Source organism: Pseudomonas atacamensis (assembly GCF_017167965.1).
In the GTDB taxonomy this organism is placed as follows: domain Bacteria; phylum Pseudomonadota; class Gammaproteobacteria; order Pseudomonadales; family Pseudomonadaceae; genus Aquipseudomonas; species Aquipseudomonas atacamensis.
The window spans coordinates 756710-770082 of record NZ_CP070503.1; the positions used below are offsets into that span (position 1 = coordinate 756710).

Annotated in this window: 16 protein-coding genes; 8 read left to right on the forward strand and 8 right to left on the reverse strand. The window is 59.7% G+C overall.

The annotated features are described in order from the left end of the window. Window positions 1–239: 239 nt before the first annotated feature. The 4 genes from JWU58_RS03430 to JWU58_RS03445 all read left to right on the forward strand — a co-directional run bounded on the left by JWU58_RS03430 (window position 240) and on the right by JWU58_RS03445 (window position 3548). Window positions 240–833, forward strand: a complete 594-nt coding sequence (locus JWU58_RS03430; RefSeq protein WP_206421485.1) for an aminodeoxychorismate/anthranilate synthase component II — start codon at window positions 240–242, stop codon at window positions 831–833. Between the two features lie 9 nt (window positions 834–842). After that, the gene (trpD, locus tag JWU58_RS03435; protein ID WP_041476682.1) at window positions 843–1892 is read left to right on the forward strand and encodes an anthranilate phosphoribosyltransferase; all 1050 of its coding nucleotides are present in this window, start codon (window positions 843–845) and stop codon (window positions 1890–1892) included. Continuing rightward, window positions 1889–2725: an indole-3-glycerol phosphate synthase TrpC gene (gene trpC / locus JWU58_RS03440; RefSeq protein ID WP_123443849.1), complete on the forward strand. Its 837-nt coding sequence runs from the start codon at window positions 1889–1891 to the stop codon at window positions 2723–2725. The genes trpD and trpC overlap by 4 nt, the downstream gene beginning before the upstream one ends. 124 nt (window positions 2726–2849) lie before the next feature. Then, window positions 2850–3548, forward strand: coding sequence for a lipoate--protein ligase family protein (locus tag JWU58_RS03445; protein WP_125925546.1), 699 nt, complete (start codon window positions 2850–2852; stop codon window positions 3546–3548). Here the strand turns inward: JWU58_RS03445 and crp are convergent. Next, window positions 3545–4189 carry a cAMP-activated global transcriptional regulator CRP gene (crp, locus tag JWU58_RS03450; protein WP_016772920.1) on the reverse strand — a complete coding sequence of 215 codons (645 nt, stop codon included), beginning with the start codon at window positions 4187–4189 and terminating at the stop codon, window positions 3545–3547. The two genes, JWU58_RS03445 and crp, sit on opposite strands and share 4 nt — an antisense overlap. A 235-nt stretch (window positions 4190–4424) precedes the next feature. Here crp and JWU58_RS03455 point away from each other — a divergent pair, with 235 nt between their 5' ends. Together JWU58_RS03455 and speD are read left to right on the forward strand one after the other, a co-directional pair. Continuing rightward, window positions 4425–4847 (forward strand): OsmC family protein, encoded by a 423-nt coding sequence (locus JWU58_RS03455; protein ID WP_016772921.1) that lies wholly within the window; start codon window positions 4425–4427, stop codon window positions 4845–4847. A 237-nt stretch (window positions 4848–5084) separates the two neighbouring features. Continuing rightward, the gene (speD, locus tag JWU58_RS03460; RefSeq protein ID WP_024014530.1) at window positions 5085–5879 is read left to right on the forward strand and encodes an adenosylmethionine decarboxylase; all 795 of its coding nucleotides are present in this window, start codon (window positions 5085–5087) and stop codon (window positions 5877–5879) included. A gap of 111 nt (window positions 5880–5990) precedes the next feature. On the opposite strand, the gene coq7 is transcribed toward speD, so the two are convergent. From coq7 to hemJ, 6 genes are all read right to left on the reverse strand, one after another. After that, entirely contained in the window at window positions 5991–6638 is a 648-nt protein-coding gene (coq7, locus tag JWU58_RS03465; protein WP_206421486.1) for a 2-polyprenyl-3-methyl-6-methoxy-1,4-benzoquinone monooxygenase, read from the reverse strand. Window positions 6639–6834: 196 nt separating this feature from the next. After that, complete coding sequence (locus JWU58_RS03470; RefSeq protein WP_123443851.1) at window positions 6835–7173, reverse strand: histidine triad nucleotide-binding protein; 339 nt, start codon at window positions 7171–7173, stop codon at window positions 6835–6837. Window positions 7174–7229: 56 nt separating this feature from the next. After that, window positions 7230–8018 carry an SDR family NAD(P)-dependent oxidoreductase gene (locus JWU58_RS03475; protein WP_206421487.1) on the reverse strand — a complete coding sequence of 263 codons (789 nt, stop codon included), beginning with the start codon at window positions 8016–8018 and terminating at the stop codon, window positions 7230–7232. 61 nt (window positions 8019–8079) lie between these two features. Beyond that, window positions 8080–9027 (reverse strand): DUF805 domain-containing protein, encoded by a 948-nt coding sequence (locus JWU58_RS03480; RefSeq protein WP_206421488.1) that lies wholly within the window; start codon window positions 9025–9027, stop codon window positions 8080–8082. 66 nt (window positions 9028–9093) lie between these two features. Continuing rightward, complete coding sequence (locus tag JWU58_RS03485; protein WP_206421489.1) at window positions 9094–10062, reverse strand: NAD(P)H-dependent flavin oxidoreductase; 969 nt, start codon at window positions 10060–10062, stop codon at window positions 9094–9096. Between the two features lie 33 nt (window positions 10063–10095). Continuing rightward, window positions 10096–10524, reverse strand: coding sequence for a protoporphyrinogen oxidase HemJ (gene hemJ, locus JWU58_RS03490; protein WP_016772928.1), 429 nt, complete (start codon window positions 10522–10524; stop codon window positions 10096–10098). A gap of 134 nt (window positions 10525–10658) precedes the next feature. Between hemJ and argC the strand changes: the two genes are divergently transcribed. Both argC and erpA read left to right on the forward strand, forming a co-directional pair. After that, entirely contained in the window at window positions 10659–11693 is a 1035-nt protein-coding gene (gene argC, locus JWU58_RS03495) for an N-acetyl-gamma-glutamyl-phosphate reductase (RefSeq protein ID WP_110646338.1), read from the forward strand. A gap of 168 nt (window positions 11694–11861) precedes the next feature. Further along, window positions 11862–12212, forward strand: coding sequence for an iron-sulfur cluster insertion protein ErpA (erpA, locus tag JWU58_RS03500; RefSeq protein ID WP_007918905.1), 351 nt, complete (start codon window positions 11862–11864; stop codon window positions 12210–12212). Window positions 12213–12281: 69 nt separating this feature from the next. Here erpA and JWU58_RS03505 read toward each other — a convergent pair whose 3' ends face one another. Beyond that, the gene (locus JWU58_RS03505) at window positions 12282–13373 is read right to left on the reverse strand and encodes an anhydro-N-acetylmuramic acid kinase (protein WP_206421490.1); all 1092 of its coding nucleotides are present in this window, start codon (window positions 13371–13373) and stop codon (window positions 12282–12284) included.

Here is a 13373-nt window from a genome sequence, read left to right on the forward strand (position 1 = left end):
CTTCCCCGTGTTGATCACCAGCAAACTTCTGGATCAAGTCATCAAGGCACACGCCCGCTGGCGTTGGCGCGCCTGAATCTTCTCTGCCGGCTCCGCCGGATCTGTATCGCTTTGCCTTCCTTGTCTGTTTGAAATGCCGCTGTGCTGGCGCCCTGTGCGCGTCCGACATCGCGCAGCGCCCTGCGGGCAAGTCATCTGAAGGCTGTCATCAAGTCAGAATTCAAGAGGTTCGAAACGCCATGTTGCTGATGATCGACAACTACGACTCCTTTACCTACAACGTTGTGCAATACTTCGGCGAGCTGGGTGCCGAGGTCAAAGTGGTGCGCAACGACGAACTGACCATCGCCGAAATCGAAGCGCTGAATCCCGAGCGCATCGTGGTTTCCCCGGGGCCGTGCACGCCCACCGAGGCGGGCGTTTCCATTGATGCGATCAAGCACTTCGCCGGCAAGCTGCCGATCCTCGGCGTTTGCCTCGGCCACCAGTCCATCGGCCAGGCCTTCGGCGGGGATGTGGTGCGTGCCCGCCAGGTCATGCACGGTAAGACTAGCCCGGTATTCCACGAGGACAAGGGCGTGTTCGCCGGCCTCAATCATCCGCTCACCGTTACCCGTTACCACTCGCTGATCGTCAAGCACGACAGCCTGCCCGATTGCCTCGAGCTGACCGCATGGACCCAGCACGATGACGGCTCGGTCGACGAGATCATGGGCCTGCGTCACAAGACCCTGAACATCGAGGGTGTGCAGTTCCACCCCGAATCGATCCTCACCGAGCAGGGTCATGAATTGTTTGCCAACTTCCTCAAACAAACCGGCGGCACGCGCTAAGGACTTCCCATGAACATCAAGACAGCCCTCAGCCGTATCGTCGAACACCTCGACCTGAGCACCGATGAAATGCGCGATGTGATGCGCGAGATCATGACCGGGCAGTGCACCGAAGCGCAGATCGGCGCGTTCATGATGGCCATGCGCATGAAGAGCGAGAGCATCGACGAAATCGTCGGCGCGGTGTCGGTGATGCGCGAGCTGGCCGATCAGGTCGAGCTGAAAACCCTCGACGGCGTGGTCGATGTGGTCGGCACCGGCGGTGACGGTGCGAACATCTTCAACGTATCGACCGCATCTTCCTTTGTTGTCGCAGCGGCCGGTTGCACCGTGGCCAAGCACGGCAACCGCGCAGTGTCCGGCAAGAGCGGCAGCGCCGATCTGCTGGAAGCTGCCGGCATTTATCTGAACCTGACCCCGGTGCAGGTCGCGCGCTGCATCGACAACGTCGGCATCGGTTTCATGTTCGCCCAGACCCACCACAAAGCGATGAAGTACGCCGCCGGCCCGCGCCGCGAACTCGGCCTGCGCACGCTGTTCAACATGCTCGGCCCGCTTACGAATCCGGCCGGTGTGAAACATCAGGTCGTCGGCGTATTCACCCAGGCGCTGTGCCGGCCATTGGCCGAAGTCTTGCAACGGCTGGGCAGCAAACACGTGCTGGTCGTGCATTCGAAGGACGGTCTGGATGAGTTCAGCCTCGCCGCGCCGACCTTTGTTGCCGAGTTGAAGAACAACGAAATCACTGAGTATTGGGTCGAACCGGAAGACCTCGGCATGAAGAGCCAGAGCCTGCACGGTCTGTCGGTCGAAGGCCCGGAAGCGTCGCTGGCGCTGATCCGCGATGCCCTCGGCAAGCGCAAGACGGAAAACGGTCAGAAAGCTGCCGAGATGATTGTGCTCAATGCCGGTGCGGCGCTGTACGCCGCCGACCTGGCAAGCAGTCTGAAACAAGGTGTGGAGCTGGCGCACGACGCGCTGCACACCGGCCTCGCTCGGGAAAAGCTCGAGGAGCTGGGTGCCTTTACCGCGGTATTCAAAGTGGAGAATGAAGGATGAGTGTACCGACGGTTCTGGAAAACATTCTGGCGCGCAAGGTTGAGGAAGTCGCCGAGCGCAGCGCCCGGGTCAGCCTGAGCGAGCTGGAAAGTCTGGCCAAGGCGGCCGATGCACCCCGTGGTTTTGCCCAGGCTTTGCTGGCGCAAGCGAAGAAGAAACAACCGGCCGTGATTGCCGAAATCAAGAAGGCTTCGCCGAGCAAAGGCGTGATCCGCGAAGACTTCGTGCCGGCCGACATCGCCAAGAGCTACGAAAAGGGCGGGGCGACCTGTCTGTCGGTGCTGACCGACATCGATTACTTCCAGGGCGCCGATGCCTACCTGCAACAGGCGCGCGCCGCTTGTAAATTGCCGGTGATCCGCAAGGACTTCATGATCGATCCGTACCAGATCGTTGAAGCCCGCGCGCTGGGCGCCGATTGCGTGCTGCTCATCGTCTCCGCACTGGACGACGTGAAGATGGCCGAGCTGGCCGCCGTAGCCAGAGGCGTGGGTCTCGACGTCCTGGTGGAAGTGCACGACGGTGACGAACTTGAGCGCGCGTTGAAAACCCTCGACACGCCGCTGGTCGGGGTCAACAACCGCAACCTGCATACTTTTGATGTCAGCCTGGAAACCACCCTCGACCTGCTGCCGCGCATCCCGCGCGATCGCCTGGTGATCACCGAGAGCGGCATCCTCAATCGGGCCGACGTCGAGCTGATGGAAATCAGCGATGTGTACTCGTTCCTGGTCGGCGAAGCGTTCATGCGCGCGGAAAATCCGGGGATTGAATTGCAGCGCCTGTTTTTCCCGGAGCGTGGTGTGCCGATCAGTGGTTCGACCCTCGACTGACCGAGTCGACCTCATTCGCGAGCAGGCTCGCCCCCACAGAGGATTGCATTCCAGTGTGGGAGCGAGCCTGCTCGCGAAGGGGCCATCGAAACCGCTAAAGATTTCCATGTTGCCGGAGCCTGTTATGTCGCTGCCAACCCCGCTGACCATCGAATCCGGCCTGCAAGCCGAACAGGACTTGCTGGCCTCGGTCTGCGCTGGCGACGCCGAATTTGGCCTGCTGTTCTGGCAACCCACCGACCGCGCCCTGGTCATGCCGCGCCGCCTCAACCGACTCGCGCAATTCGACCACGCCTGCGAAGTCTCCGCTGCCGCTGGCTGGCCGGTGCTGTTGCGTGAAACGGGCGGTGAGCCCGTCCCGCAATCCGCTGCGACCATCAACATTGCCTTGGTGTATGCCCCGCCTCGCAGCGAAGGCGATCTGAACCGCATCGAAACCGGCTACCGCCGCCTGTGCGATCCGATCTGTCAGTTGCTGGATGAGTTGGGTGGCACCTCGTCCGTGGGCGAAATCGAAGGCGCATTCTGTGATGGACGTTTCAACGTCAATCTCGACGGTCGCAAGATGGTCGGCACCGCCCAGCGCTGGCGCCAGAGCCAGGGCGGCCTGCGTCCGGTGGGCTTGGTGCACGGTGCAATGCTGATGGATGACGAGCGCGAAGCGATGGTTGCTGCGGTCAATCGCTTCAATGAAGCCTGTGGCCTGGAGCAGCGGGTGAGGGCGCAAAGCCACATTGCCCTGCATGAGAAATTCAACGCGCCACAGGCGTTGGCGCGTCTCGATGAATTGTTTCGTTTGATGCTGGCGCAGATTTACGTCTAGCGCGTGCCGAAGACCACCATCGTCTTGCCTTTCACATCGACCAGGTTGCGTTCTTCCAGATCCTTGAGCACGCGGCCGACCATCTCCCGTGAACAACCGACAATCCGGCCGATTTCCTGACGGGTCACCTTGATCTGCATGCCATCCGGGTGTGTCATGGCGTCCGGCTGTTTGCACAGCTCCAGCAGGCAGCGGGCGACGCGGCCGGTGACGTCGAAAAACGCCAGGTCGCCGACTTTGCGTGTGGTGTTGCGCAGACGCTGTGCGATTTGTCCGCTGAGCGCGTAAAGAATGTCTGGATCCTGCTGCGATAACTCGCGGAACTTGGCGTAACTGATTTCCGCGGTTTCGCATTCGACCTTGGCCCGCACCCAGGCGCTGCGTTCCTGCTCCTGACCTGCCTGCTCGAACAGACCCAATTCGCCGAAGAAATCCCCGGCGTTGAGGTAGGCGATGATCATCTCGCGGCCATCGTCATCTTCGATGAGGATGGTGACCGAACCCTTGATGATGAAGTACAGCGTGTCCGAGCGATCCCCGGCGCAGATGATGTTGCTCTTGGCCGCATGACGCCGGCGCTGGCAATGCATCAACAGCTTGTCGATGTTCTTGATTTTGGGTGTGGGGGTAATAGCAACCATGGTTGTATCCCGAAAAGACTGCACGGTGATGTTTGAGTTGTTATGAGGCGCTGAAGGCGGTCGCTACAGAGCTGACGAATTGGCGCCAGCGAATTGGCGCCAGCTTACCAGACACTTCGTCGTAAATTCGAGAAATTACCTACAGCCAGAAAGCATCCGTCCTAGGACGTCGTTCCTGTCGGGACAAAGCGCTGTGCTAAGCTGGCGACCCTTTTTTTACAGTGGAGTCTGGGCGATGAAGGCACGCATCCAATGGGCTGGCGAAGCCATGTTCCTCGGCGAATCCGGCAGCGGTCATGTCGTGGTGATGGACGGCCCGCCGGACGCCGGCGGCCGTAACCTCGGGGTTCGCCCGATGGAAATGCTCTTGCTGGGTGTCGGCGGTTGCAGCAATTTCGATGTGGTCAGCATCCTGAAGAAGTCGCGCCAGGCCGTTGAAAGCTGTGAAGCCTTCCTCGACGCCGAGCGTGCGACTGAAGATCCGAAGGTGTTTACCAAGATCCACATGCACTTCGTGGTCAAGGGCCGGGGCTTGAAAGAAGCTCAGGTCAAGCGCGCCATCGAACTGTCGGCCGAGAAATATTGCTCGGCGTCGATCATGCTCGGCGCGGCTGGCGTGGCAATCACCCACGATTATGAAATCGTCGAACTCGGCTGAACCGACATTCAACTATCATAAAAGCAGTGCAGACTCTGGCGATCCCCCGCTGACGTCTGCATAATGCGCCACTTTTTTCAGGGCAGTGATCGGTCAGCCGACGGGTCATCCGCCTGAACAGATAACCAAAATCGCCATCGCGAAGAGGTGTTAACCGTCCTACGCAGGTGCGTTGTTCGCACTTGACGGGCATGCTTGATCACGCGGCCGCGCCGCATACATAGAGAGTTTTTAACGGTGAAAAGCAAACTCAAGCTCCACGGGTTCAATAACCTGACAAAGACCTTGAGCTTCAACATCTATGACATCTGCTACGCGGAAACCCCGCAAGACCAGCAGGCTTACGTCGAGTACATCAATCAAGAGTACAACGCGAAACGCCTGACGCAGATTCTCACAGAAGTTGTCGAGATCATTGGTGCCAACATCCTGAACATCGCCAGTCAGGACTATGAACCCCAGGGCGCCAGCGTCACGATTCTGATTTCGGAAGAGCCGGTGACCCCGACTGACAGCCAGATCGAAGAATCGCCGGGCCCGTTGCCCGAAATCATTCTGGCCCACCTCGACAAGAGCCACATCACGGTGCACACCTATCCGGAAATCCATCCGGACGACGGTATTGCGACCTTCCGTGTGGATATCGACGTGTCGACCTGTGGTGTCATTTCACCGCTCAAAGCACTCAACTTCCTCATTCACCAGTTCGATTCGGACATCGTGACCGTGGATTACCGTGTGCGCGGCTTCACCCGTGACGTTGAAGGCAACAAACACTTCATCGACCACGAGATCAACTCGATCCAGAACTACCTCTCCGAAGACACCCGCGACGCGTACCAGATGACCGACGTGAACGTGTACCAGGAAAACCTGTTCCACACCAAAATGCTGCTGAAGAACTTCGAACTGGATAACTACCTGTTCGGCGACGCCACCAGCAACCTCTCGCCCGAGCAGCGTGCCCAGGTGACCGACCGTGTGAAACACGAAATGCTGGAAATCTTCTACGCGCGCAACATGCCGACCTAAGATTCCCGGAAACAAAAAAGGCGACCTCCTGGTCGCCTTTTTCATGCCTCACACAAAACCTCTGTGGGAGCGAGCCTGCTCGCGAAGAGGTCATCAGCACCGACACGGATCTCAGATCCGATAAGTACTCTTGGTCATCACCTTCGCCAACAAACTCATGCCGAACTTTACCGGCGCCGGAAAACGAAATCCGCCCGCATCCAACGCGCTTTCCGCATGGTGTTCTTCATCGATGCGCATTTGCTCGAGAATTGCCCGGGATTTTTCGTCCTCGGCTGGCAACTGCTGCAGATGTTCGTTCAAGTGCTTGCAGACCTGATGCTCGGTTGCCGCTACGAAACCAAGGCTGACCTTGTCGCTGATCAGCCCGGCGACCGCGCCGATACCGAACGACATGCCGTAAAACAGTGGATTCAGCACGCTGGTGTGGCTACCCAGCTGATGGATGCGCTGTTCACACCAGACCAGATGATCGATCTCTTCTTCAGCCGCGTGCTCCATGGCTGCGCGTACCTGCGGCAACTTGGCGGTCAGCGCCTGCCCCTGATACAGCGCCTGGGCGCAGACTTCGCCGGTATGGTTGATGCGCATCAAACCGGCGACGTGGCGGGTGTCTTCATCGCTCATCTGCGTATCCGGCTGCAGAATCGCCGGCGACGGGCGGTACGGCTGGCCACTGAAGGGCAACAGGGTGCGCATCGCGGCATCGGCTTGCAGCAGCAGACGGTCTATGGGCGAGTAGTGACGTTGGGTAGTCATGCTGACCTCCGGGAAGAATCTCGGCGGCCAGTTTAACCGAATCGGCCGTCGAGGGTTTGCGCTGGGTCACTTGCTGGGCGGTCAGGCTTTTTTGTGGGAGCGAGCCTCCTCGCGAAAGCGGATTATCGGATACTGAAGTGTTGAATGTATCGGCGCCTTCGCGAGCAGGCTCGCTCCCACGGTTGGTTGTCGCCAATCAGCCCGGCGGCCAGTTCATCTGGCGCTGACCCAGCACGTGCATATGGATGTGATAGACAGTCTGCCCGCCAAGTTCATTGCAGTTCATCACCACGCGGAAGCCTTCTTCGCAACCCAGTTCCAGCGCCAGACGCTGCGCGGTGAACAGGATGTGCCCGGCCAGTGCCTTGTCGTCTTCGGTCAGGTCGTTAAGCGTGCGCACCGGTTTTTTCGGGATCACCAGAAAGTGCACCGGAGCCTGTGGGGCGATGTCGTGGAAGGCCAGAACCTGGTCGTCCTCGTAGATGATATTGGCCGGGATTTCCCGGTTGATGATCTTGGTGAACAGAGTTTCCACTGCTGTTTCTCCGTTGAGTTGGGCTGAATCGAGTGTACCGCTTCGAAGTCGTGTTCCTAGCGGGGGCAGTAAGCTTTATTGACCATGCCGACAATCGTCCGGTTAAGCCAGCGCGAACCTAGTCGCGGCAGGAACGCCAGCCAGCGGTTGCGCCGTCCCGGAATAATGATGGCGCGGTTTTTAGCCAGTGCGCGTACGGCATGCAGTGCCACTTCTTCCGGACTCATCAGCGAGTGGCTGCTTTCGATCTTTTCGCTACTCATCTGTGCGGTTCGGAAGAACGGTGTGCGCGTCGGGCCGGGGCAAAGCACGGAGACTTTCACGCCGCTTTGTTTGAGCTCCACGCGCAGGGCTTCGGAAAAATGCAGCACATAGGCTTTGCTGGCGTAGTAGGTGCTCATCCATGGGCCGGGGCTGTACGCAGCCACCGACGCGACATTGAGGATCTGCCCGCCACCCAGCAGCGCCATGCTGTTACCCACCGCATGGCAGAGGCGGGTGAGGGCGAGGATATTGACCTCGATGAGGTCCTGCTCGGTCATCCAGTCTTGCGCGAGGAATGGCCCGCAGGTGCCGATGCCGGCGCAATTGACCAGCAGATCGATCTGCCGGTCGCCTTCTTCCAGCTCCAGCAAAAAGCCTGACAGGCGCAACGGTTCGCCGAGGTCGCAGGCGCGAAATAATACTTCGACATCGAAACGCTGGGTCAGCTCGATGGCGATACTTTCCAGCTGATCACGCTGTCGTGCCACCAGAATCAGGCTGCGGCCGCGCCGGGCCAGCGCTTCGGCCATGGCCAGGCCAATGCCGCTGGAAGCGCCAGTGATCAGAGCGTAACGGGTCATGCAGTTCTCCATCGCAACAGCTCCGCGCCGGCGACGCGGTTGTCGCGGCAGGGAGCGCTGTTCATTCTTGCGCAGAGTCTACAGGGGCCTGCGCCGGTTCGGCTGCCTCGTCGGCGGAAATCGCTGGCGGCTCGACAACCTCAACTTCGTCGGTGGTCACCGAGCCGCTGTCATAGCTGCTCTCCACATTGCTTTCATATTCTTCCTGCACAGCCGAGAAGCCGCCAAGCAGGCCGCCGGCAAAAATCAGTGCGAAGAATACGATCCACAACGAGCACAGCACTTTCACCGCCGTGCTGTTCGGTGGCGGCGGCGGGCCATAGCGGTTGGCGCCGGCATTGCCGGGTACGACCATCATTACCAGCGGGAAGATACTGCCGACGAACGGCACCAGGTTCAACAGCCACAGCCAGCCCGACCAGCCGATATCGTGCAGGCGCTGAACGCTGAACAGAATGCTGACGATCATGAAGCCGAGGAACAGGAAGACCGCCAGAATGCCGCCGAGGATCAGCCCGGTAGTCGAGTCGCCGCTGACCAAGCCCAACGCAATCAAAGCAAACACGCCGACGATGGGCAGGGTCACCAGGCTCAAGACCATGGTCCAGGCCAGAAAGCGCAGGCGACCGATCCGGCCTTCGACGCTGAATGGCTTGAGCGTGGCGAATGGCGGCAGAGCTTCACCGACATTGGCGCGCGGCGGTGCGTAAGGCGAGTCCGGTTCCGCCACCGCTGCAGGGTTATCGTGGACATCCGCGAGATTCAGCTCGATGGCGGTTTCCGCTTCGATCCGCGCATCGATCCCGGTTTTGTTCAACGCCTGCAAATACGTCTGGGCATCGCTGTGGGACAGATCACGTTTGAGGGCGACGGTGCGGCCACTGAACAGGCGCTCGATGGCGGCCACATCGCTTTTGAACAGATCTGCCAGATTCATTTTGGCGGTGGTGAGGTCGACGCCGGGCTGTAGTGCGCCGTCGAAGACGATCTTGTAACGGGTGTCGCTCATGGCCGAGGCATCCTTGTCGCGATTCATTTGGCAGCCAGTCTGATCAGGACTGGCCAGATATGTTTTTCAGCGCGGCCAGCGTTGTGGCAACTGTGCAGCGCGCGCTTGGGCTTGACGATATTCGGCGTCGAGCCGCGCGATCAACTGATCCACGCTTGGCAGATCACCAATCTGGCCAACACCCTGACCCGCCGACCACACGGTCTTCCAGGCTTTGGCTTCATCGTTGATCGGCTTGAGCTTGTCGCCGAAATTGACCTCGCCCTTGCCTTGCAGGGCCGCCATGTCGAAACCGGCCGCCTCCAGGCTCTGGCGCATGAAACTGGCCGGCACTCCCGACACCGCTGGAGTATGAATGATGTCGGCAGCCTTGGCTGTCAGCAGCATCTCTTTATAAGCGTCAGGCGCGTGACTTTCGGTGGTGCCGATAAATCGCGTACCGAAGTAGGCCAAATCCGCACCGAGCAACTGTGCGGCGAGAATCTCATGGCCGTGGTTCAAACATCCTGCAAGCAACAGCGTCTTGTCGAAAAACTCACGGATCTCGGAAATCAGCGCAAACGGACTCCAGGTGCCGGCATGCCCGCCGGCGCCGGCCGCGACGGCAATCAGCCCGTCGACACCCGCTTCAGCGGCTTTCTCGGCATGGCGCCGCGTGGTCACGTCGTGAAACACCAGACCGCCGTAGCTGTGCACCGCGTCGACCAGTTCCTTCACCGCGCCGAGGCTGGTGATCACGATCGGCACCTTGTGCTCGACGCAGATGTCCAGATCCGCCTGCAGACGCGGGTTGCTGTGGTGAACAATCAGGTTCACCGCATAAGGGGCCGGATTAGCCAGCGTCGCCAGGCCCGCTTCGATCTGTTCCAGCCAGGCCTTGAACCCACTGCTTTCGCGTTGGTTCAGCGCCGGAAAGCTGCCGACCACGCCGTTGCGGCAGCAGGCGAGCACCAGTTCCGGATTGGAGATCAGGAACATCGGCGCTGCTACTACGGGCAGACGCAGACGTTGTTCGAGCAGAGCGGGCAGCGACATTGAGAACACCCCGAGGATCTGTATTGGTTGAAGTTAGAACGGCTTGACCACGACCAGAATTACGATAGCCAGCAATATCAGAACCGGCACTTCATTGAACCAGCGATAAAAGACATGGCTGCGGGTGTTTTCGCCACGGGCAAAGCGTTTTACCTGCGCGCCGCACATGTGGTGGTAGCCGATCAGCAACACGACCAGGGTCAGTTTTGCGTGAATCCAGCCGCCCTGGCTGAAAAGGCTCGGGTTGAGGTAGATCAGCCAGCCACCGAAGATCAGCGTGGCGATCATCGCCGGGCCCATGATGCCGCGATACAGCTTGCGCTCCATGACGCTGAAGCGTTCCTGGCTGATCGTGTCGGTGCTTTGCGCGTGGTAAACGAACAGGCGCGGCAAGTAGAACAGCCCGGCAAACCAGCAGACGACGCTGACAATGTGAAACGCTTTGAGCCATAGATAGAGCATTTTTGGTTATTCCCTCATTCACGGTAGCCAGATAGTAGAGGCTTGAGCGTCCGCGCGTCACCTTGGCGGTTGTCGCAGGCGCGCGCGGCCCCTATTATCGACGGCTTTCCAGTGGGTTCGTTGAGGGCAGGTTTATGGTCAAGGTCGGTATCGTCGGCGGCACGGGTTACACCGGTGTCGAACTGCTGCGTCTGTTGGCACAGCATCCGCAGGCAGAAGTGGTCGTCATCACTTCCCGATCCGAGGCCGGTCTGGCCGTGGCTGACATGTACCCGAACCTGCGCGGTCACTATGACGGGCTGGCGTTCAGCGTGCCGGACGTGAAAACCCTTGGCGCCTGCGATGTGGTTTTCTTCGCCACGCCACACGGCGTGGCTCACGCCTTGGCAGGCGAGCTGCTGGCGGCGGGCACCAAGGTCATCGACCTGTCCGCTGACTTCCGTCTGCAAGATGCTGATGAATGGGCCAAGTGGTACGGCCAGCCACACGGCGCACCGCAATTGCTGGACGAAGCGGTCTATGGTCTGCCGGAAGTCAATCGCGAGCAGATCAAGAAAGCGCGCCTGATCGCGGTGCCGGGTTGCTATCCGACCGCAACGCAATTGGGTTTCCTGCCGTTGCTGGAAGCAGGTCTGGCCGACGCATCGCGTTTGATCGCCGACTGCAAATCCGGTGTCAGTGGTGCCGGGCGTGGTGCGGCTGTAGGTTCTTTGTACTCCGAGACGTCGGAAAGCATGAAGGCCTATGCGGTAAAAGGTCATCGTCATCTGCCGGAAATTCGCCAGGGCCTGCGTCGCGCGGCGGGCAAGGAAGTCGGCCTGACATTCGTCCCCCACCTGACGCCGATGATTCGCGGTATTCACTCCACGCTCTACGCGACAGTAGCGGATCGCTCGGTTGATCTGCAGGCACTGTTCGAAAAGCGCTATGCCAACGAACCGTTCGTCGATGTCATGCCAGCCGGCAGCCACCCGGAAACCCGTAGCGTGCGCGGCGCCAACGTCTGCCGCATCGCCGTGCATCGTCCACAGGATGGCGATCTGGTGGTCGTGCTGTCGGTGATCGACAATCTGGTCAAGGGCGCCTCGGGCCAGGCGGTGCAGAACATGAACATTCTGTTCGGCCTGGACGAGCGCTTCGGCCTGTCACACGCCGGCATGCTGCCTTAAAAGCAGCTACGAGCTTCAAGCCACAAGCTACAAGTGATCAGAAGCAAGCTTTAAGCTCACCGCTTGAAGCTTGCCGCTGCTCCTCTAATAGTTGACCAATTTTCTAGGACAAGCGGATAATGCGCGTTATCACGCATTATGGCGGCGTAACGCCGGGAGATAGTCAGCATGAGCGTCGAATCCTTCACCCCCACGGCTTTGCAATTCACTCAAGGTGCTGCGCACAAGGTGAAGAGCCTGGTCGATGAAGAGGGGAATGATCGCTTGAAGCTGCGCGTATTTGTTACGGGCGGCGGTTGTTCAGGGTTTCAATACGGTTTCACCTTCGATGAAGACGTGGCCGATGACGACACCATCGTCGAGCGCGAAGGCGTGAGCCTGGTGGTCGATCCGATGAGCTTCCAGTACTTGGCCGGTGCCGAGGTGGATTATCAAGAAGGTCTGGAAGGTTCGCGCTTCGTGATCAAGAACCCGAATGCCACCACGACTTGTGGTTGCGGTTCGTCGTTCTCGATCTGATCGCGCTTCACCGCACACAAAAAAACGCCGCAGAGCCTTTCGGTTCTGCGGCGTTTTTGTATCTGAAGTTTAGGCCGGGTAGATGGCGCCAAGTACGCGCAGGCCGCGAGCGCCGGTGACGCTTGGCCGATTGGCGGCGATGCCTTCGAGGCAGCAATGAGCCAGCCAGGCGAAGGCCATGGCTTCCACCCAGTCAGGGTCAACACCGTGAGTTGCGGTGCTGGCGACCTTGGTGTCTGGCAGTAGAGCGGCCAGGCGTTGCATCAGCGTGGCGTTGTGAGCGCCGCCGCCACAAACCAGCAATTCCTGAGTGTCCGGTTGAGCGCTTTGTAGCGACTCGACGATGGTCAGCGCCGTCAGTTCGAGCAGCGTGGCCTGAACGTCTTCGGCAGCGAAAGTCGGCAGACGCGAAAGATGCTGTTCCAGCCATGGCAGATTGAAGACTTCCCGGCCGGTACTTTTCGGGCCTTTGGTGACGAAGAACGGGTCGTTTAGCAGTGCCGTGAGCAGGGCTGGTTCAACCTTGCCGGTCGCAGCCCATTTGCCGTCCCGGTCATAGTTCTCGCCCCGTTGCCGGCTAATCCAGGCGTCCATCAGAACATTTCCCGGGCCGCAGTCGAAACCGGCTACAGGTTTGTTCGGCTCAATCAGGCTGAGATTGCTGAATCCGCCGACATTCAAGACGGCCTGGTTACCGCTACGCTCTTCAAACAACGCTTCATGAAAGGCTGGTACCAGAGGCGCACCTTGGCCACCCGCTGCGACATCGCGACTGCGGAAATCACTGACGACGGTAATACCGGTCAACTCAGTCAGCAGGGCTGGATTACCGATCTGCACGGTAAATCCGCGCGCCGGCTCATGGCGAATGGTCTGACCGTGGCTACCGATGGCACGGATGGCATCGGGCTTGAGTTGTTGTTGCGCGAGGAGGCTGTGAATGCCCGACGCGGCAAGTTCGACCCAGTGTTGCTGGGCAATCGCCGAGCGGGCGATCTCGTCGGGGCCGCTGGCGCACAAGCCAAGCAGCTCGGCGCGCAGGGAGTCAGGCATTGGCAGGTAGTGGGTGGCGATCAGTTTGATCGCCGTGGTCTGCTCGATCAGGGCGATGTCCAGCCCGTCGAGACTGGTTCCGGACATCACACCGATATACAGGGCCAT

Excerpts from the sequence above, each read along its gene's own strand:
- JWU58_RS03430 (WP_206421485.1), top strand. The coding sequence starts at position 240 with ATGTTGCTGATGATCGACAACTACGACTCCTTTACCTACAACGTTGTG.
- trpD (WP_041476682.1), top strand. The coding sequence starts at position 843 with ATGAACATCAAGACAGCCCTCAGCCGTATCGTCGAACACCTCGACCTG.
- trpC (WP_123443849.1), top strand. The coding sequence starts at position 1,889 with ATGAGTGTACCGACGGTTCTGGAAAACATTCTGGCGCGCAAGGTTGAG.
- JWU58_RS03445 (WP_125925546.1), top strand. The coding sequence starts at position 2,850 with ATGTCGCTGCCAACCCCGCTGACCATCGAATCCGGCCTGCAAGCCGAA.
- crp (WP_016772920.1), bottom strand. The coding sequence starts at position 4,189 with ATGGTTGCTATTACCCCCACACCCAAAATCAAGAACATCGACAAGCTG.
- JWU58_RS03455 (WP_016772921.1), top strand. The coding sequence starts at position 4,425 with ATGAAGGCACGCATCCAATGGGCTGGCGAAGCCATGTTCCTCGGCGAA.
- coq7 (WP_206421486.1), bottom strand. The coding sequence starts at position 6,638 with ATGACTACCCAACGTCACTACTCGCCCATAGACCGTCTGCTGCTGCAA.
- JWU58_RS03475 (WP_206421487.1), bottom strand. The coding sequence starts at position 8,018 with ATGACCCGTTACGCTCTGATCACTGGCGCTTCCAGCGGCATTGGCCTG.
- JWU58_RS03480 (WP_206421488.1), bottom strand. The coding sequence starts at position 9,027 with ATGAGCGACACCCGTTACAAGATCGTCTTCGACGGCGCACTACAGCCC.
- JWU58_RS03485 (WP_206421489.1), bottom strand. The coding sequence starts at position 10,062 with ATGTCGCTGCCCGCTCTGCTCGAACAACGTCTGCGTCTGCCCGTAGTA.
- hemJ (WP_016772928.1), bottom strand. The coding sequence starts at position 10,524 with ATGCTCTATCTATGGCTCAAAGCGTTTCACATTGTCAGCGTCGTCTGC.
- argC (WP_110646338.1), top strand. The coding sequence starts at position 10,659 with ATGGTCAAGGTCGGTATCGTCGGCGGCACGGGTTACACCGGTGTCGAA.
- erpA (WP_007918905.1), top strand. The coding sequence starts at position 11,862 with ATGAGCGTCGAATCCTTCACCCCCACGGCTTTGCAATTCACTCAAGGT.
- JWU58_RS03505 (WP_206421490.1), bottom strand. The coding sequence starts at position 13,373 with ATGGCCCTGTATATCGGTGTGATGTCCGGAACCAGTCTCGACGGGCTG.